Annotated in this window: 17 protein-coding genes; 7 read left to right on the top strand and 10 right to left on the bottom strand. The window is 56.6% G+C overall.

Translation table 11 applies throughout. The annotated features are described in order from the left end of the window. The first annotated feature begins 174 nt into the window (after window positions 1–174). Together ACQY4M_RS01525 and ACQY4M_RS01520 are read left to right on the top strand one after the other, a co-directional pair. On the top strand, window positions 175–1,218 hold the full coding sequence (locus tag ACQY4M_RS01525; protein ID WP_428539227.1) for an IS5 family transposase: 1,044 nt from the start codon (window positions 175–177) through the stop codon (window positions 1,216–1,218). 641 nt (window positions 1,219–1,859) lie between these two features. Next, complete coding sequence (locus ACQY4M_RS01520) at window positions 1,860–2,495, top strand: class I SAM-dependent methyltransferase (protein ID WP_428539937.1); 636 nt, start codon at window positions 1,860–1,862, stop codon at window positions 2,493–2,495. Window positions 2,496–2,497: 2 nt separating this feature from the next. Here the strand turns inward: ACQY4M_RS01520 and ACQY4M_RS01515 are convergent, their stop codons facing one another. The 5 genes from ACQY4M_RS01515 to ACQY4M_RS01495 all read right to left on the bottom strand — a co-directional run bounded on the left by ACQY4M_RS01515 (window position 2,498) and on the right by ACQY4M_RS01495 (window position 7,275). After that, window positions 2,498–3,298 carry an isocitrate lyase/PEP mutase family protein gene (locus ACQY4M_RS01515; protein ID WP_428539934.1) on the bottom strand — a complete coding sequence of 267 codons (801 nt, stop codon included), beginning with the start codon at window positions 3,296–3,298 and terminating at the stop codon, window positions 2,498–2,500. A 91-nt stretch (window positions 3,299–3,389) separates the two neighbouring features. Then, a complete protein-coding gene (locus ACQY4M_RS01510) occupies window positions 3,390–4,562 on the bottom strand; it encodes a pyridoxal phosphate-dependent aminotransferase (protein WP_428539931.1) in 1,173 nt (390 codons plus the stop codon). 101 nt (window positions 4,563–4,663) lie between these two features. After that, a complete protein-coding gene (locus ACQY4M_RS01505) occupies window positions 4,664–4,804 on the bottom strand; it encodes a hypothetical protein (RefSeq protein WP_428539928.1) in 141 nt (46 codons plus the stop codon). A 65-nt stretch (window positions 4,805–4,869) separates the two neighbouring features. Next, window positions 4,870–5,913 carry an IS5 family transposase gene (locus ACQY4M_RS01500; protein ID WP_428539227.1) on the bottom strand — a complete coding sequence of 348 codons (1,044 nt, stop codon included), beginning with the start codon at window positions 5,911–5,913 and terminating at the stop codon, window positions 4,870–4,872. Between the two features lie 318 nt (window positions 5,914–6,231). After that, complete coding sequence (locus tag ACQY4M_RS01495) at window positions 6,232–7,275, bottom strand: IS5 family transposase (RefSeq protein WP_428539227.1); 1,044 nt, start codon at window positions 7,273–7,275, stop codon at window positions 6,232–6,234. 367 nt (window positions 7,276–7,642) lie between these two features. Between ACQY4M_RS01495 and ACQY4M_RS01490 the strand changes: the two genes are divergently transcribed. Then, the gene (locus tag ACQY4M_RS01490; protein ID WP_428539582.1) at window positions 7,643–8,869 is read left to right on the top strand and encodes an IS256 family transposase; all 1,227 of its coding nucleotides are present in this window, start codon (window positions 7,643–7,645) and stop codon (window positions 8,867–8,869) included. A 147-nt stretch (window positions 8,870–9,016) separates the two neighbouring features. Here ACQY4M_RS01490 and ACQY4M_RS01485 read toward each other — a convergent pair whose 3' ends face one another. The 5 genes from ACQY4M_RS01485 to ACQY4M_RS01465 all read right to left on the bottom strand — a co-directional run bounded on the left by ACQY4M_RS01485 (window position 9,017) and on the right by ACQY4M_RS01465 (window position 12,791). Next, the gene (locus ACQY4M_RS01485; RefSeq protein WP_428539925.1) at window positions 9,017–9,754 is read right to left on the bottom strand and encodes a CDP-alcohol phosphatidyltransferase family protein; all 738 of its coding nucleotides are present in this window, start codon (window positions 9,752–9,754) and stop codon (window positions 9,017–9,019) included. After that, complete coding sequence (locus ACQY4M_RS01480) at window positions 9,751–10,446, bottom strand: phosphatidylserine decarboxylase (protein WP_428539922.1); 696 nt, start codon at window positions 10,444–10,446, stop codon at window positions 9,751–9,753. Before ACQY4M_RS01480 ends, ACQY4M_RS01485 begins: the two co-directional genes overlap by 4 nt. A 13-nt stretch (window positions 10,447–10,459) precedes the next feature. Beyond that, entirely contained in the window at window positions 10,460–10,846 is a 387-nt protein-coding gene (locus ACQY4M_RS01475; RefSeq protein WP_428539919.1) for a diacylglycerol kinase, read from the bottom strand. Window positions 10,847–10,849: 3 nt separating this feature from the next. Next, entirely contained in the window at window positions 10,850–12,487 is a 1,638-nt protein-coding gene (locus ACQY4M_RS01470) for a phosphoethanolamine transferase (protein ID WP_428539916.1), read from the bottom strand. A gap of 154 nt (window positions 12,488–12,641) precedes the next feature. After that, window positions 12,642–12,791, bottom strand: a complete 150-nt coding sequence (locus ACQY4M_RS01465; RefSeq protein ID WP_428539913.1) for a hypothetical protein — start codon at window positions 12,789–12,791, stop codon at window positions 12,642–12,644. Window positions 12,792–13,113: 322 nt separating this feature from the next. Here ACQY4M_RS01465 and ACQY4M_RS01460 point away from each other — a divergent pair, with 322 nt between their 5' ends. The 4 genes from ACQY4M_RS01460 (at window position 13,114) to cimA (ending at window position 19,291) form a co-directional block, all read left to right on the top strand. Further along, window positions 13,114–14,364, top strand: coding sequence for an IS256 family transposase (locus tag ACQY4M_RS01460; protein ID WP_428539230.1), 1,251 nt, complete (start codon window positions 13,114–13,116; stop codon window positions 14,362–14,364). Between the two features lie 427 nt (window positions 14,365–14,791). Beyond that, window positions 14,792–15,835, top strand: a complete 1,044-nt coding sequence (locus tag ACQY4M_RS01455; protein WP_428539227.1) for an IS5 family transposase — start codon at window positions 14,792–14,794, stop codon at window positions 15,833–15,835. A gap of 383 nt (window positions 15,836–16,218) precedes the next feature. Continuing rightward, the gene (cysS, locus tag ACQY4M_RS01450; protein ID WP_428540146.1) at window positions 16,219–17,625 is read left to right on the top strand and encodes a cysteine--tRNA ligase; all 1,407 of its coding nucleotides are present in this window, start codon (window positions 16,219–16,221) and stop codon (window positions 17,623–17,625) included. A 169-nt stretch (window positions 17,626–17,794) separates the two neighbouring features. Then, a complete protein-coding gene (gene cimA, locus ACQY4M_RS01445; RefSeq protein WP_428539910.1) occupies window positions 17,795–19,291 on the top strand; it encodes a citramalate synthase in 1,497 nt (498 codons plus the stop codon). The last annotated feature ends 47 nt before the right edge of the window (window positions 19,292–19,338 follow it).

Genomic DNA, 19,338 nt, shown 5'->3' with positions numbered 1-19,338 from the left:
TTCCAGCCGCCGGTTGGGTGGCTTCGATGCACCCGGAGATTACGCCGTCCTCGAATTTCCACCAAACTCGCGACACTACCCACTTGAGGGAACCTCTAAAAATCCCCCAAAATCCGGCCTGACGGGGTAGAATCGTCATCAGGATGAAAATGATTCGACCGACGGGGTTTTGTCATGGGTCAGATGGGATTTTTTGATCTTTCCAGCCGATACGCGGGACTGGACAAATCTGGTGATCCGCTGGTGTTGCTCAACGACATGGTGCCGTTCGAGGATTACCGGGACGAGCTGAAGGCCATATGGCGCACGCCGCCCGAACAGCGCAAATCCAACGCTGGCCGCCCGCCTTGGGATGAGGTGCTGATATTCAAGACGATGGTTTTGCAGCAGCTCTACAACCTCTCTGACGATCAGATCGAGTATCAGATCCGCGACCGCCTGTCGTTCATGCGGTTTCTCGGCCTTGGCATTGAAGACAGCGTACCTGACGCCAAGACCATCTGGGCCTACCGTGAAAGGCTGGCCGGGGCCGGGAAGATGAAGGAGCTGTTTGACAAGTTCGATGCCTTTCTGCGCGAAAAGGGCTATCTGGCGATGGGCGGGCAGATTGTTGATGCGAGCATCGTTCCGGCGCCGCGCCAGCACAACAAAAGGGACGAGAACGAGAAAATCAAGGCGGGCGAAACGCCTGAAGAGTGGGAGGAAAAACCCCACAAGAAGCGCCAGAAGGACGTGGATGCGCGCTGGACGAAGAAGCACGGCAAGAGCTATTACGGCTACAAGAACCACATCAATGTCGACCGGCGGCACAAATTCATCCGCGCTTATGATGTCACCGATGCCGCCGTGCATGACAGCCAGGCGCTTGCCGGTCTGATTGATGCGAGCAACACCTCATCGGACCTGTGGGCCGACAGCGCCTATCGCTCGCAAAAGATCGAAAGCGAGCTGGAAGAGCGGGGGCTTCACAGCCATATCCATCACAAGGGCAGGCGCGGCAAGCCGCTTGGCGAGCGCCAGCAAAAGGCCAACCGGAGGCGCTCGAAAGTGCGGGTCCGGGTCGAGCATGTATTCGCTTTTCAGGAGCGCTCCATGGGCGGCAAGCTGATCCGCTCCATCGGCCTGAAGCGGGCGCGATTTCGCATCGGGATGATGAACCTGGTCTACAACATGAAGCGCTTCGTCCAGTTCGAATGCGGCCTGGCGGCGCCGGGATAAGGGTTCATGGGGTGAGGTGTGCCTGAAATACCCAAAACCGGCTTGAAACCGGTGAAAATGGGTTTATGATCCGAAGCAATCAGGCGGGACAGGCGAAAAACCGTCCACCCCGCCGCGAAGAAGGCGAAAACGGGAATTTACAGAGGTTCCCTTGAAGTAGTTATCTGGGTCAGCCCCTTGTGCTTTATTTGCGGTTGCAATCCAGATCGGCGGGGCGGGGCGCTCTGACAGTATTTCACGCAAGGTCTGGACTGTATCCGGTGGTAATACGCCTGCATCATCCTGCACAACAAGGCCCGTGGCGGCCGGGGTATCTGCATGTAATTTACGGGATTCGAGCAGGAGTCCTGTGAAAAGGATCGAGTATGCCAGCAGGAATATTTGAAATATCTGTTTCATTGCATAAGGCTATAACAACGCTGCCGGGGATTTTCTATATTATTTGGCAGATTTAGCCGGAAAACTATGTGCTTTTGTATTCGCATTTCCAGAATTTGGCAATAGATCGCCGGTTTTGCCCCTCATTCACATTATATGGTTTTTTATCCGGCTTTCTGCTTGCAGATATGTCGTAAATAAAACATAAACCGTCGTTATTCCCCTTGGAAAACAAGGCGGGTAAATCAGTGAAGGGTGGGAAATTGGATATTGATGCAGTTAAAAGCTCATACAAGGTATGGGCGCCTGTTTACGACAAAACCTTTGGCGCAATTACAACCGTAGGGCGTAAAAGGGCAATTCGGTACATCAATAGCCGGCAGGGTAAAGTGCTGGAAGTGGGCGTAGGTACCGGCCTATCTCTAAAGCATTACAAACCGCATTTGCAGGTTACAGGTATTGATGTTTCCAGCCATATGCTGGCCAAGGCGCGCAAGAAGGTTGCCAAGTGCAGCATGACCCACGTTGAAGGTATTCACGAGATGGACGCCCGCGCGATGGAGCTGCCGGACAACCATTTTGATACGGTCGTTGCGATGTATCTGGTGTCGGTTGTGCCTGACCCAGAACTGGTGATTGCGGAAATGGCGCGGGTCTGCAAACCCGGTGGTCAGGTGCTGATCGTAAACCACTTTGCCCGCGAAAAAGGGGCATTGGCACGGGTGGAAAAAGTAATGGCGCCTTTTGCCAATAAAATCGGCTGGCATTCGGATTTTTCCATCCACCGTATTCTGGGCGAGGACGAATTGGTCGTGCAGAGCAAAAGCAAATTGCCGCCGCTGGGCATGTTCACCTTCCTGCGCATGGAAAAACAGGATGATGCGCCGCGGGTTAACTAGGTCTATGCCTTAAGCAGATCGTCTACCACATCACCGGAAATTGAATGGGTCAGGGGGGTGAAATCCCCTTGGTCAAACATCGCTTTTGCCGCGTCAAAGATAACCCTGTGGGTGGCCCGTGCCAGGGCGGACCCCTGAGAAATGCGCGCCACGCCGATTTTGGCGAATTCCGCGCGGGATACTTTGGCATAGGGGCCGGCGGCCAAGCCGTTCACCGGCAGTTTTGTTGCCGCGCAAACTCGCGCCAGATCGTCAAAACTGGCCGTCATCGGCACATAGAGGCAATCAGCCCCGACCTCTTCATAGGCTTTCAGTCGGCGCAGGGCCTCGTCAATGTCATAGGCCCCGTGCATCACCCCGTCGGCGCGGGCCACCAGCACGAAATCATTGGGCAAGGCACGGGCGGCAGCAGCCGCAGCACGGATGCGCTCCACCGCCAGATCAAAATCATAGGGAGTGGCGGCAGGCAGGGTCATATCCTCGATTGAAATCCCTGCCAGTCCGATTTCCCCCGCCAGTCGCACGGTTTGGGCGCAGGTGTCAGGATCATCGCCAAAGCCGTTTTCAAAATCGCCCGATACCGGCACGTCCGCGGCGGCGACCAGATCTTGGGCATGGGCCAGCGCCTCGTCCCGCGTCACATGGCCCAGATCGGGCCGACCCAGTGTAAAGGCGTGCGCAGCGGAAGAGGTGGCTATCGCCTGTGCCCCCAAAGCGGCCAGCATCTTGGCGCTGCCCGCATCCCATGCGTTGGCAAGGATGAAAGGGTTACCGGGTTGGTGCAAGTCGCGGAAGGTGGTCATGGCAGGCCTCATTGATCTGGGACAGGGCGAATTTGACCAGCTTACCGTATAATCGCGCCCGAACAAGGGGAGCGAGGTTCAAAGCAATGGCTTACCCGACCAGCCCCTTAGCAAATCCGACCAGCCGTTCCAGCGCCTGCCCGAAAACCCCGTCCTCAACCGTCATTGCCACGCGGATATGGCCGGCGGCTGACTGGCCGAAACTGTTGCCCGGCATCACCGCGATATGTTCGCTTTGCAGCAGGGCATGGGCGAAATCCTCGCCGCTCAACCCAGTGGCGCGCAGGTCTAGCATCAGATACATCGCCCCCATTGCAGGCAGGTGTTTGACCACGTTTTGCCCGTCCAGCACCCGCATGGCGATTTCGCGGCGGCGGGCAAAGGGGGCGGCGATTTCGGCCTCGAGCGGGGGGCCTTGTTCCAGGGCAAACAGGGCTGCGTCCTGAATGTAACCGGGTACGCCATAAGTGGTGTGGGTGGCCAGATTGGACAGGTGTTTGATCGCGTCCTCGGGCGCGACAATCCAGCCGATCCGGCTGCCGGTCATCGCGTGGCTTTTGGACATGGAGCCGACCACCAGCGTGCGTTCTGCCATATCGGGCAAGGCGCGGGGGCTGAGATGTTCGCCCTGCCAGATCTGGGTGTCATATACCTCGTCCGAGATCAGCCATAGGTCATTTTCACGGCAGACATCGGCGATACCGTTAAGCGTGGCGCGGGAATAGACCACGCCGGTGGGGTTGTTCGGGGTGTTGATCAGCAGGGATTTGGCCCCCTTGGCATGCTTCGCAATCGCTTCGGCCTGTGGCTCGAAATTGTCCTGCGCGTGGGCGGCAACGGGGGTGGCAATAGCGCCGACCGCGCGCAGGGTGGCGGGGTAGGTGGCGTAATAGGGATCAATAAACAGGGCGGTGTCGCCTTCGTCGCAAACCGCGTGATGGCTGGAAAACAGCGCTGATTGCCCACCCGGGGTGATCAGCACATTGTCGATCGTGGTGGGCACGCCGGTGCGATCCTGCACCCGTTTGGCCACGGCCTGTCGCAATTCATCCGTGCCCGGCACCGCGGCATATCCGGTGTGGCCGCCCAGCGCCGATTTATGCATCGCGTTCAGGATATCGGGGTGGGTGCGGATATCGTGTTCACCGATGGTCAGTTCGGTGACAGGGATGCCGGACTCGATCATTTCGATGGATTTCAGATAGAGGCCCCAGCCGTCATGGCCGTTATCCAGAAGGGTGGTGATACGGTTTGATAATTGCATGGTGACTCGGGCCTTGCGTTGCTTTGCGCCACGCGACCACGGCAGAGGGGTGTTTGTCAAACGGGGAATTTGTGTGGAGGGGTGAACCCCGCCCTACGGTTCTAGGAATAGAATTCGAATATGAAATAAGCTATGGCTGCAAATAACAGAACTATAGGGAACCTCTGTAAATTCCCGTTTTCGCCTTCTTCGCGGCGGGGTGGACGGTTTTTCGCCTGTCCCGCCTGATTGCTTCGGATCATAAACCCATTTTCACCGGTTTCAAGCCGGTTTTGGGTATTTCAGGCACACCTCACCCCATGAACCCTTATCCCGGCGCCGCCAGGCCGCATTCGAACTGGACGAAGCGCTTCATGTTGTAGACCAGGTTCATCATCCCGATGCGAAATCGCGCCCGCTTCAGGCCGATGGAGCGGATCAGCTTGCCGCCCATGGAGCGCTCCTGAAAAGCGAATACATGCTCGACCCGGACCCGCACTTTCGAGCGCCTCCGGTTGGCCTTTTGCTGGCGCTCGCCAAGCGGCTTGCCGCGCCTGCCCTTGTGATGGATATGGCTGTGAAGCCCCCGCTCTTCCAGCTCGCTTTCGATCTTTTGCGAGCGATAGGCGCTGTCGGCCCACAGGTCCGATGAGGTGTTGCTCGCATCAATCAGACCGGCAAGCGCCTGGCTGTCATGCACGGCGGCATCGGTGACATCATAAGCGCGGATGAATTTGTGCCGCCGGTCGACATTGATGTGGTTCTTGTAGCCGTAATAGCTCTTGCCGTGCTTCTTCGTCCAGCGCGCATCCACGTCCTTCTGGCGCTTCTTGTGGGGTTTTTCCTCCCACTCTTCAGGCGTTTCGCCCGCCTTGATTTTCTCGTTCTCGTCCCTTTTGTTGTGCTGGCGCGGCGCCGGAACGATGCTCGCATCAACAATCTGCCCGCCCATCGCCAGATAGCCCTTTTCGCGCAGAAAGGCATCGAACTTGTCAAACAGCTCCTTCATCTTCCCGGCCCCGGCCAGCCTTTCACGGTAGGCCCAGATGGTCTTGGCGTCAGGTACGCTGTCTTCAATGCCAAGGCCGAGAAACCGCATGAACGACAGGCGGTCGCGGATCTGATACTCGATCTGATCGTCAGAGAGGTTGTAGAGCTGCTGCAAAACCATCGTCTTGAATATCAGCACCTCATCCCAAGGCGGGCGGCCAGCGTTGGATTTGCGCTGTTCGGGCGGCGTGCGCCATATGGCCTTCAGCTCGTCCCGGTAATCCTCGAACGGCACCATGTCGTTGAGCAACACCAGCGGATCACCAGATTTGTCCAGTCCCGCGTATCGGCTGGAAAGATCAAAAAATCCCATCTGACCCATGACAAAACCCCGTCGGTCGAATCATTTTCATCCTGATGACGATTCTACCCCGTCAGGCCGGATTTTGGGGGATTTTTAGAGGTTCCCTATACTGAATTTCCGCAAAACGGTTGCTCGCTTGAGGTTCTTTTCTGAGCTGTCAGGGCGCTGTTTCTTTTCAATATATAGGGAACCTCTGTAAATTCCCGTTTTCGCCTTCTTCGCGGCGGGGTGGACGGTTTTTCGCCTGTCCCGCCTGATTGCTTCGGATCATAAACCCATTTTCACCGGTTTCAAGCCGGTTTTGGGTATTTCAGGCACACCTCACCCCATGAACCCTTATCCCGGCGCCGCCAGGCCGCATTCGAACTGGACGAAGCGCTTCATGTTGTAGACCAGGTTCATCATCCCGATGCGAAATCGCGCCCGCTTCAGGCCGATGGAGCGGATCAGCTTGCCGCCCATGGAGCGCTCCTGAAAAGCGAATACATGCTCGACCCGGACCCGCACTTTCGAGCGCCTCCGGTTGGCCTTTTGCTGGCGCTCGCCAAGCGGCTTGCCGCGCCTGCCCTTGTGATGGATATGGCTGTGAAGCCCCCGCTCTTCCAGCTCGCTTTCGATCTTTTGCGAGCGATAGGCGCTGTCGGCCCACAGGTCCGATGAGGTGTTGCTCGCATCAATCAGACCGGCAAGCGCCTGGCTGTCATGCACGGCGGCATCGGTGACATCATAAGCGCGGATGAATTTGTGCCGCCGGTCGACATTGATGTGGTTCTTGTAGCCGTAATAGCTCTTGCCGTGCTTCTTCGTCCAGCGCGCATCCACGTCCTTCTGGCGCTTCTTGTGGGGTTTTTCCTCCCACTCTTCAGGCGTTTCGCCCGCCTTGATTTTCTCGTTCTCGTCCCTTTTGTTGTGCTGGCGCGGCGCCGGAACGATGCTCGCATCAACAATCTGCCCGCCCATCGCCAGATAGCCCTTTTCGCGCAGAAAGGCATCGAACTTGTCAAACAGCTCCTTCATCTTCCCGGCCCCGGCCAGCCTTTCACGGTAGGCCCAGATGGTCTTGGCGTCAGGTACGCTGTCTTCAATGCCAAGGCCGAGAAACCGCATGAACGACAGGCGGTCGCGGATCTGATACTCGATCTGATCGTCAGAGAGGTTGTAGAGCTGCTGCAAAACCATCGTCTTGAATATCAGCACCTCATCCCAAGGCGGGCGGCCAGCGTTGGATTTGCGCTGTTCGGGCGGCGTGCGCCATATGGCCTTCAGCTCGTCCCGGTAATCCTCGAACGGCACCATGTCGTTGAGCAACACCAGCGGATCACCAGATTTGTCCAGTCCCGCGTATCGGCTGGAAAGATCAAAAAATCCCATCTGACCCATGACAAAACCCCGTCGGTCGAATCATTTTCATCCTGATGACGATTCTACCCCGTCAGGCCGGATTTTGGGGGATTTTTAGAGGTTCCCTATAAATGATGTTGAAGGGGTGCGTGAAACCTTTGGGCAGTTCAATATCGCGCAGATCAAAACCACCTACACAATCGGATTGAAGAATGAAGCACGCGGTGAACGCGGCGAGGTTCTGATTGCAAATTACGATCTGCCCTCACAATAAGGAACAAAACCTAATGCCCCCAAAAACCTTCTGGGTAGTGTCGCGAGTTTGGTGGAAATTCGAGGACGGCGTAATCTCCGGGTGCATCGAAGCCACCCAACCGGCGGCTGGAACCGCCAAGGAGATCACGCCATGACAAAGAATACAGCAACATCGACATCCGCGCTACTGGCCAATGAAGCAGGCTATGACCCGATTGAAGACCGGCTGCGCCAGAACATCCGCGCGACGATCGAGGCGGTTTTCGAAGAGGAGCTGGAGCAGTTTCTGGGCCGTTGCCGGTATGGCCGCAGCGGCGGGGCAAAGGCCGGATACCGCCACGGGCATCGCGAGCGGCAACTGGTCGGAACATTTGGAACCGAAACGGTGCGCGTGCCGCGTGCGCGGATCACAGGCGAGGCCGGCAAGGCCAGAGAATGGCGCTCGAAGGCATTGCCCCGCTACCAGCGGCTGACGAAGAAGGCCGAGGCGCTGATCGCTGCTGTCTACCTTTCGGGCACCAACACACGGCGGGTAAAACGCGCCCTGTTCGGCCTGTTTCAGGGGGCGGTCAGCAAGGATGTGGTGAGCCGCGCCTGGCGCAAGGTGAAGGTGGACTGGCAGGCGTGGTGCGCCCGCAGCCTTGCGGATGAAGACATCGTGCGGCTGATCCTGGACGGCACCGTGATCAAAACGCGGATTGACAGGAAGGCCACCAATATCTCGGTTCTGGCCGCGATTGGCGTGCGCCGGGATGGGCAGAAGGTCTTGTTATCACTGATGAACATGGGCGGCGAAAGCACCTCCGCCTGGCGTCAGTTCATCAACGATCTGGATGCGCGCGGGTTGAAACGGCCCGAATTTGTCATCGTGGACGGGGCACCGGGACTTGAGGTCGCTCTCATTGCCCTCTGGGGTGAAGATCTGCCGATCCAGAGGTGCACGGTGCACAAGCACCGCAACCTTCTGGCCAAGGCACCCAAGCGTATGCATGATGAGTTGACAGAAGATTACCGCGACATGATCTACGCCAAAACACCCGAGGAAATCGCCACCCGCCGCAAGGCATTTCTGCGAAAATGGCGGCTGAAATGCAAGGCCGTCGCTGACAGCTTGGAAGAAGCAGGAGATAAGCTTTTCACCTTCACGCGTCTGCCACAAGGCCAGTGGAAATCGGCCAGAACGACAAATGCGATCGAACGCCTGAACGAGGAATTCCGCCGCCGCATCAAGACCCAGACCGTGCTGCCATGCGCCGAGACCGTGCCGATGCTGCTTTGGGCTCTGATGGCCTCGGGGCAGATCGTCATGCGAAAGGTCGATGGCTGGGAAACGCTCGCTCAGCCCGTCGCCGACGCAACCCTTGACCAAGCCGCCTGACCGGCGCATAACTCAACCCGCTCGGAGGTGCCTGAAATCAATTTCCACCACTTTCGAGACACAACCCTAGCGCCCCTGCCAGAATGATCGTTATCACAGCTTGGGTAAATCGTAGCGATGCAGTTGTCATATTGTACACTCTATATTTCACCCGCGTTTTGCGGCCCGATAGGACAGGGGGAGCGACACGAGGTAGGCCAGATCGACCAGCGCCAGAACATGCCACGGGAACACCGTCAGCACGATCAGGAACAGAACCACACCGGCAAACAGGATGAACTGTCTTTCCTGCGGGATGGTCAGCTTTTTGATTGAATAGGTCGGGATCCGGCTGACGGCCAGACCGCCTGCAAAGATGATATAGAGGGCAACGATCACCGGATGGGTGGCGACCCCGTCCCAGCCCATCAACAGCAGGAACGCGGGCAGGAACCCCAGACAGGCCAGCGCGGGCGCGGGCACGCCGACAAAGAAACGCTGATCAACAGGTTCGTCGTCATCTTCCAGCAGGGCGACGTTGAAACGGGCCAGCCGCATCATACAGGCGATGGTATAGATGATCAGCGCCAGCCAGCCGAAATTGGCATAGGGCGTGCCGGCAAAGAACATCGCATAAAGGATAATGGTCGGGGCCACGCCGAAATTGAAAAAATCGGCCAGCGTGTCCAGTTCGGCGCCGAACTGGCTGGTGGATTCCAGCATCCGCGCCAGTTTGCCATCCACCGCATCCAGCAGCATTGCCAGCAGCAACAGATACAGCGCCGAGGTGAAATGCCCCGATATCCCCGAACGCACCGCTGTCAGTCCGGCAATCAGACCAAAGATCGTTACAAAGTTCGGAATGAACCTTCTGAACGGGACTTTTTTGGCCTCGGGGACATTCATATCCGCACACCCTCGTAGTTCGGGGGCGGGTCGGACAGATCGGCCAGCACGGTTTCACCGGCAACAGCATTTTGTCCCAACACGATTTTGGGCTGCACACCGACGGGCAGGAACACATCCAGACGGCTGCCAAAGCGGATCAGGCCAAAGCGGTGGCCCGCCTCGATCTTGTCACCGACCTTGACGAAACAGACGATGCGCCGTGCCACAAGGCCCGCAATCTGGATCACGCCGATAGAGATGCCGTCGTCATTGGTGATGGTCAGGGAATTGCGCTCGTTATGCTCGCTGGCTTTGTCCAGTGAGGCATTGACGAATTTGCCTTTGTGGTAATTGATATGGGTGAATTCACCGGCCATTGGCGCGCGGTTCACATGGCAGTTGAATACGTTCATGAATACCGAAACCCGCACACGTTCGTCCGGTCCCAGCCCCATATCCTCGGGCGGGACAACGGTGGAAATCAGGCTGACCACACCGTCGGCGGGCGACAGGATCAGCCCCTCTTTTTGTGGCACCGAGCGCACAGGGTTACGGAAAAAGTAGTAACACCAGACGGTCATCACCATGCCGACCCAGAACAGCGGTTCCCACAACAGGCCCAGCCCGATCGAGATCGCGGCAAAGATGGCAACAAATTTAACCCCTTCGGGGTGCATCGGGACGGCGACGATTTTCAGCGGGTTCGACATGACATTCCGTTATCTAGGCAAGGATCAGATGTTGCCACAGCACGTAAGCCAGAAACAGCCCGTTTGCAATCAACAAACACATGACGGCCAATGATCCGAGGTCTTTGGCATCGCGGGCAAATTCGCTCCAGTCGGGGGAAACATGGTCCACCACGGCCTCGATGGCCGTGTTCAGGGCCTCGACGGCAACCAGCAACAGGGCAAGGGTGGTTGCGATCAGATATTCCGCAGGTGTGGCGCCGATCAGGGCAAACCCCGCGATGACCAGAAGATATAACAATACCTCTTGCCGGAATGCGGCTTCTTTCCAAAGGCATTTGATCCCGCCAAGGGAATAGCTGGCCGCGGCAAAGACATGTTTGATGCCTGTGGTGCGTTCGGGTTTTTGCGGCTGGATCATGGGTTACTCCGCCGCTGTCCGGCAGTTGGACGTAACATCCAGCTTAGGGAGCCGTTCGCTGGTGGTGATGTCCATCATGCCAAGGATCGTGTGGAACATGTTTTCATGGGTTGCCGGCTGTTTGGCGCGGCTGTCCATACAGGCCTGATCAAGTCCGAAAGCCTTTTTATACGCATCCGAAAACCACAGGATCATTGGCACGCGGGTCTGGGTGTCGGGGGCCATGAAATAGGGGGTGCCATGCAGATAAATCCCGTTTTCTCCCAGTGATTCCCCATGATCTGACATATAGAACATTGCCGGGATCACATTGTCCTGCGCCTGTAGGAATTTGATAGATTCCGCGAGAATATGATCGGTATAGGCGATGGTGTTGTCATAGGCATTTTTGATTTCCCCGCTGGAACAATTTTTCAATTCGGAATCATTGCAAGCGGGGGTGAAACGCTCGTATTCTTTGGGGTAGCGAAGATAGTAGGATGGACCATGGCTACCAATCTGGTGGAGCACCAGAACCGTATCCTCGGTTATGGTGGCGGATTTTTCTTTTAGGGTTTTCAAAATGATCCCGTCATTGCATTCACCAACAGCACAGAATTCGGGATCTTTTTGATAGGTCAGGGCCTGAAAACCGCCAATCCGTTCGGCAATCCCCTTGTCGCCGGTGTTATTGTCAAACCATTCAACATTGACGCCGGCATGAGCCAGAATATCCAGCAGGTTTTCATTGGCCAAACCGGCCTCGTAGGAGTAATCGCCACGCCCGAACCGCGAGAACATGCAGGGCAGAGAGGTAGCGGTGGCGGTGCCACAACTGCGCACGTCTTCAAACACGGTGATGTCATCGCGCATTGCTTCCAGTTCGGGGTTGGTGTCGCGCTCGTATCCCAGCAGGCTGAAATCCTGTGCGCGGGCGGTTTCGCCCACCATGATCACCGTCAGAACCGGCTTTTGCGCGGTTGTGATCAGCGGGCCTTTCACGGCATCCTCGCCGCGGGGTTGCAACACAATATCACGGGTGTTCAGCACCAGATTAGCATAGCGGATGGTGCTGGTAATTGGTGCTCCGGGTTGAAAACTGCCCATCAGATCCTTGTTGTCGTGGATTGCACCAGAGAAATTCTTGTAGTTGGCAAACAGCAATGCGGCACACAGCCCGATACCGGCAATGGCCAAAAACCCCTGACTAACCAGCGCGCGCAGGAAACGCGGGCGTTTTACAGGGATCATCCAGACGATAATCGAGGGAATGATCGCGTAAATCACCACATGGGTGATAAAACCGAAGGTGATCAGGTGCTTGCCCTCTTGCATCGTGGTGGTCATGACGTTCTGGATCATGTCGCGGTCAATCATCACGCCCAGCGTGTCCATATAATAGTACGACACCCCGCCGACCATCAGCAGAAAGATCAGGAACGGTTTTTGCAACCATTTGCCGGAAAACAGTGCGATCACAAACAGGATCAGTCCGAAAACCGCCAGCCCGAACAAGGCGACATGCAGCGTGTTGCCCTCGAATATCCGTTGGGCCTTGCCCCAGAAGGTGTTGTTGTATGCGGCCATGATAAAGGCCGCGACGATTATGCTCAGAAGAACGGGGGATATACCGCGTTGATCGGCTTGATTTTCGATTTTCATACTTGGGGGCCTGTTCGTTATCCTGTCACTTACGATCTACTTAAACAGTCTGAACAATGATTTCCACCAAGGTTTATACTTGCGGCGGGTTTATTGCCGAAACATAAAAAACCCCTCTGGTGCGGAGAGTACACCAGAGGGGCCAGGTTACCCGTTATAGGGCCTGCCGGGTTTGAAGGGTATTAATCGTCACCATCTCCACCTTCACCACCTTCGCCGCCGTCACCTTCGCCACCGTCACCGTCACCACCGTGGCCATCACCACCTTCACCGCCGTCACCATGGTCGTCATCACTTTCGTCATCGTCGTCTGAACCGCTGCCAGTGGTGCCCGTGCCAGTGGTGCCTGTGTCAGTCGTTCCTGTGCCTGTGCCTGTGCCTGTGTCGGTAGCACCCGTGCCTGTCTTTTTTGGGGTAGATGTTGCCATGGTCGGATCGGGGTCGGTGATCGCAGCCTGTGCATAGGCTGTGGATGTTCCAAATGTAATGCTCAAAAGCGCAATTGCTGCTGTGCTTGTAAGTAGTTTTTTCAGAGTAATGCCCGAAAGTTGGTGATGGGGTGATTGGGTGGCATATCATGGCGGTGTTGACGCGCCGCGATTCTCAGAGAGAAAAGGATATGCCACATGGAAGACGATACTATTTTGGAGTTTACCGATCCAGCCGGAATTTCACCTGATCCGCTGACGGATATCTTGCGCAAAGGCGCGCGGGATCTGTTGGCACAGGCGGTCGAGGCCGAGGTTTGTGATCTGATGGCGCAACACGCGCATTTGAGGGATTCGGCCGGTCGCCAGCGCCTTGTTCGCCACGGATACCTGCCGGAGCGCGAGGTGATGACGGGGATCGGCCCTGTCCCGGTGAATGTGCCTCGGGTGCGTGATCGTGGCACGGGGGCGGAGAAGATCAGGTTCACCTCGACGCTTCTGCCGCCGTATCTGCGCCGGGCAAAGTCGGTCGAGGAGTTGTTGCCCTGGCTCTATCTCAAAGGTATTTCCACGGGTGATTTCGGCGAAGCACTGGCGGCCCTTCTGGGGCCTGATGCGGGTGGTTTGACATCGAGCACGATTTCGCGCCTGAAGGCGGAGTGGTGGGCAGAATACGAGCGTTGGAACCGGCGTGACCTGTCGGCCAAACGCTATGTGTATTTCTGGGCCGACGGGGTTTATTTCAAGCCGCGCACGGATGCTGACAAGCAATGCATGCTGGTGATCATCGGCGCGGACGAGTGGGGTAACAAGGATGTTCTGGGCCTCGTGGACGGGTATCGAGAAAGCAGCCAGAGCTGGCGTGAACTGCTGCTGGACTTGCAACGTCGTGGCCTCAGAAAAGCCCCTGATCTGGCCGTTGGTGATGGCGCGCTCGGCTTCTGGAACGCCTTGCGGGAGGTGTTCGGTGAGACCCGGGAGCAGCGCTGCTGGGTGCATAAAACCGGCAACGTCCTGAATGCCATGCCGAAGTCGCTGCAAGCCAAAGCCAAGGGCCATCTACAGGACATCTGGATGGCCGAGAACAAACGGGACGCCGAGGCCGCGTTCAATTTCTTCATCGAAGCCTATGGCGTGAAATACGAGCGTGCCGTGGGGAAGCTGACCAAGGACCGGGACGTGCTGCTGACCTTCTACGACTTCCCTGCCGAGCACTGGAAACACATCCGCACATCCAACCCCATCGAAAGCATATTTGCCACCGTGCGGCACCGAACGAAGAAGACCAAAGGCTGCCTCGGGCGCAAGACCGCCTTGGCAATGACCTTCCGCCTGATGATGTCGGCAAAGAAGAAATGGCGTAAACTCGACGGCGCATTCCGATTGCCGGAAATCATCGAAGGGGTTGAATTTAAGGACGGGATCAAGCAGGAAAAACATGCCGCCTGATTACTGCGTCACCAACTTTTGGGCATAGCTCGTTTTTTCATCGTGCATTTCCCTGTAGCTGTATTTGCCCAGAACCGAGCGTTTGGATTTGTCCGTGATGGACGTGTGAAGCAGGCCGTGAGTGGCTTTGCCGTTTTGATATGGCACTATTGCTGCAATTGCCGGTTGTGTGTATTGGCCAGAGGTTTATTGCGCGACAACTGGCCATTTATGCCGGTTGTCAAACAAAAGTTTAGGTTCAACGTGCCGATATAAAACGAAATATTATTATTCCCGACAGAAAGAAATTATTTATCCAAGCCAATTTCGCGGCCGATCCATCCTTTGCAAGAAGCGTTTAGGGAACCTCTAAAAATCCCCCAAAATCCGGCCTGACGGGGTAGAATCGTCATCAGGATGAAAATGATTCGACCGACGGGGTTTTGTCATGGGTCAGATGGGATTTTTTGATCTTTCCAGCCGATACGCGGGACTGGACAAATCTGGTGATCCGCTGGTGTTGCTCAACGACATGGTGCCGTTCGAGGATTACCGGGACGAGCTGAAGGCCATATGGCGCACGCCGCCCGAACAGCGCAAATCCAACGCTGGCCGCCCGCCTTGGGATGAGGTGCTGATATTCAAGACGATGGTTTTGCAGCAGCTCTACAACCTCTCTGACGATCAGATCGAGTATCAGATCCGCGACCGCCTGTCGTTCATGCGGTTTCTCGGCCTTGGCATTGAAGACAGCGTACCTGACGCCAAGACCATCTGGGCCTACCGTGAAAGGCTGGCCGGGGCCGGGAAGATGAAGGAGCTGTTTGACAAGTTCGATGCCTTTCTGCGCGAAAAGGGCTATCTGGCGATGGGCGGGCAGATTGTTGATGCGAGCATCGTTCCGGCGCCGCGCCAGCACAACAAAAGGGACGAGAACGAGAAAATCAAGGCGGGCGAAACGCCTGAAGAGTGGGAGGAAAAACCCCACAAGAAGCGCCAGAAGGACGTGGATGCGCGCTGGACGAAGAAGCACGGCAAGAGCTATTACGGCTACAAGAACCACATCAATGTCGACCGGCGGCACAAATTCATCCGCGCTTATGATGTCACCGATGCCGCCGTGCATGACAGCCAGGCGCTTGCCGGTCTGATTGATGCGAGCAACACCTCATCGGACCTGTGGGCCGACAGCGCCTATCGCTCGCAAAAGATCGAAAGCGAGCTGGAAGAGCGGGGGCTTCACAGCCATATCCATCACAAGGGCAGGCGCGGCAAGCCGCTTGGCGAGCGCCAGCAAAAGGCCAACCGGAGGCGCTCGAAAGTGCGGGTCCGGGTCGAGCATGTATTCGCTTTTCAGGAGCGCTCCATGGGCGGCAAGCTGATCCGCTCCATCGGCCTGAAGCGGGCGCGATTTCGCATCGGGATGATGAACCTGGTCTACAACATGAAGCGCTTCGTCCAGTTCGAATGCGGCCTGGCGGCGCCGGGATAAGGGTTCATGGGGTGAGGTGTGCCTGAAATACCCAAAACCGGCTTGAAACCGGTGAAAATGGGTTTATGATCCGAAGCAATCAGGCGGGACAGGCGAAAAACCGTCCACCCCGCCGCGAAGAAGGCGAAAACGGGAATTTACAGAGGTTCCCTTTAAACAATAGTTTAGGGAAAATCCGGCGATAAGAGCACATCTGATCCATCCAAATCGGCTTCTTGTCAGGGCTACGATACTCTGCTAGCAATTGGCCCATGAAACAGAACGCCGTAATTTGCTGTATTTGCATTATCTGCTGACATAGGTCACGCGGGCTGTTCTTTTCGTTTTCCATCACAAACCGAAGTTGATATGCCCGCAGGGGAATGCCGCCTGACGAGGATATCATGGTCGAAATCAAACTGCACAACACCAAGACCCGCAAGAAAGAGGTCTTTACACCGATAGATGCCAGCAATGTGCGCATGTATGTCTGCGGCCCCACGGTTTATGACCGCGCCCATCTGGGCAACGCGCGCCCCGTGGTGGTGTTCGACGTGCTGAACCGGTTGTTGCGCCATGTTTACGGCGAAGATCACGTCACCTATGTGCGCAACTTCACCGATGTGGATGACAAGATCATTGCGCGAGCCGAGCAGGATAATCGCAAGATTGGCGATATCACATCGGAAACGACGCAGTGGTTTCTGGAGGATATGGCGGCACTGGGTGCGCGCGAGCCGGACCATATGCCACGGGCCACGCAATATATTCCGCAGATGGTGACGATGATCGAAGAACTGATCGCAGGCGGTCATGCGTATGAGGCCGAGGGGCATGTGCTGTTTGCGGTCGAAAGCTGTGAGAAATACGGCGCGCTGTCGGGCCGCACGATCAAGGACATGATCGCTGGCAGCCGTGTCGAGGTTGCCCCCTACAAACGCAACCCGATGGATTTTGTGCTGTGGAAACCGTCAAGCGGTGATCAGCCGGGGTGGGAGTCGCCTTGGGGCTATGGCCGTCCGGGCTGGCATATCGAATGTTCGGCGATGGCTTACGAATTGCTGGGCGAAAGCTTCGATATTCACGGCGGCGGCAATGATTTGATGTTCCCGCACCATGAAAACGAGATTGCGCAAAGCTGCTGCGCCCACCCGCACGGCGATTTCGCGCGGGTCTGGATGCATAACGAGATGTTGCAGGTCGAGGGTAAGAAGATGTCCAAGTCTTTGGGCAATTTCTTTACCGTGCGCGATCTGCTGGACCAAGGGGTGCCGGGCGAGGTGATCCGGTTTGTGTTTTTGAGCACACATTACAGGAAGCCGATGGATTGGACCGAGAAGAAACGGCAAGAGGCCGAGGCGACTTTGCGGAAGTGGTTTCTCAAAACTGATGATGTAGAAGCCGCTCCAACCATTCCGTCAAGAATTGTCGATGCGTTGTGTGATGACTTGAACATATCGATGGCACTTTCCGAGATGCAGAGGATGAGTGGCCCGGCGTTGAAATCTGCGATGCGGTTGTTGGGTTTTCCCGATGCCGAAGATGTAGATTGGTTTCGGGTTCAAGGATCAGACTTGGTTGGTGTTGCAATGATAGGCGAGGGAAACCTTTCGCACGCGCAAGAACTGTTGAACCCAATTTTACGGCGTTGGCAATCAATGCGAGACAAAAAGAACTATCAAGAAGCGGACAATATAAAAAAGGTGCTTGAAGGAATGCAGGTTGAATTGAAAGCAACTGGGCAAGGACCGCAAGCAACAGTTCGAGATTATGGGCTGCTGGATCCCAAAAAACTGGAGACCCTTTTATGACCAACATAGCAACAGAGGACAGCGCCCGACCCTGGGTGGGCGATTGTGAGGGTTCGGGGGTGAGCCACGGCGCAGGAACCACAACCTATTATCCAACCCCAACGTTGCAAAAGCGCCCTCCCGTGGGGAGGGTCGGGCGCTGTCCGGCGGTGCCGTCCGGTGGTGCATTATGACGAGGGAACGGCTTTATATTTACGACACCACCCTGCGGGACGGGCAACAAACCCAGGGGGTGCAATTCTCGACCCCCGAGAAAATCCAGATTGCCGAAATGCTGGATAGTCTTGGCGTTGATTACATCGAAGGCGGCTGGCCCGGTGCCAACCCCACCGACAGTGCCTTTTTCGACACCGCCCCGAAAACCCGCGCCACCATGGCCGCTTTCGGCATGACCAAACGCAGCGGGCGGTCGGCGGAAAATGACGATGTGCTGGCGGCCGTGATGAACGCGGGCACAAGCGCCGTTTGTCTGGTTGGCAAATCGCACCCCTTCCATGTGGAAACCGCGCTTGGCATCACTCTTGCGGAAAACCTCGAAAACCTGACCGCCAGTTTCAAACATATCACCGCGCAGGGCCGCGAAGCGCTGTTTGATGCCGAACATTTCTTTGACGGCTACAGGGCCAACCCCGATTACGCCCTGCAATGCGCACTCGCCGCATATGAATCCGGTTGCCGCTGGGTGGTTCTATGCGACACCAACGGCGGCACTTTACCGGGTGAAATTGCGGACATCACCAGGGCGGTGATCGACGCGGGCGTGCCGGGCACGCATCTGGGTATCCACACCCACAATGACACCGAAAACGCCGTGGCCGGATCGCTGGCCGCGATCGAGGCCGGCGCGCGGCAGGTGCAGGGCACGCTGAACGGGCTGGGTGAACGCTGTGGCAACGCCAATCTGACCACGCTGATCCCCACATTGCTGTTAAAGCCGCAACTGGCCGAGCGCTTTGAAACCGGCATCACGCCAGACGCGCTGCACGGGCTGGTGAAAATCAGCCGTCAACTGGACGACATCCTGAACCGCGTGCCGAAAAATCAGGCCGCCTATGTCGGGGCCAGCGCATTCGCGCACAAGGCGGGGCTGCACGCCAGCGCCATCCTGAAAGATCCGTCCACCTATGAACATATCGACCCCGAAACAGTGGGCAATGCGCGGATTATTCCGATGTCCAATCAGGCGGGGCAATCAAACCTGCGCAAACGTCTGGCCGATGCGGGACTGGCGGTGGAAAAGGGTGACCCCGCGCTTGGCCGTATCCTAGAGGTGATCAAACAGCGCGAGGAAGAGGGCTATTCCTATGACACGGCGCAGGCCAGTTTCGAACTGCTGGCGCGGCGAGAGCTGGGGCAACTGCCGGAGTTTTTCGAGGTCAAACGCTACAAGGTGACGGTCGAGCGGCGCAAGAACAAATATGACAAGATGGTTAGCCTGTCCGAAGCCGTGGTGGTGGTGAAAATCGGTGACGACAAGAAACTGTCTGTTTCCGAAAGCATGGATGCCGAAGGCCACGACCGCGGGCCGGTCAACGCGCTGGCCAAGGCGCTGGCCAAGGACATGGGGCCGTATCAGGCCTGTATCGACGACATGCGGCTGGTCGATTTCGAGCTATGCCCAAAAGTTGGTGACGCAGTAATCAGGCGGCATGTTTTTCCTGCTTGATCCCGTCCTTAAATTCAACCCCTTCGATGATTTCCGGCAATCGGAAT

It is taken from the genome of Profundibacter sp. (genome assembly GCF_965277155.1).
Lineage (GTDB): Bacteria > Pseudomonadota > Alphaproteobacteria > Rhodobacterales > Rhodobacteraceae > Profundibacter.
This window is presented reverse-complemented; position numbering and strand designations above follow the sequence as displayed.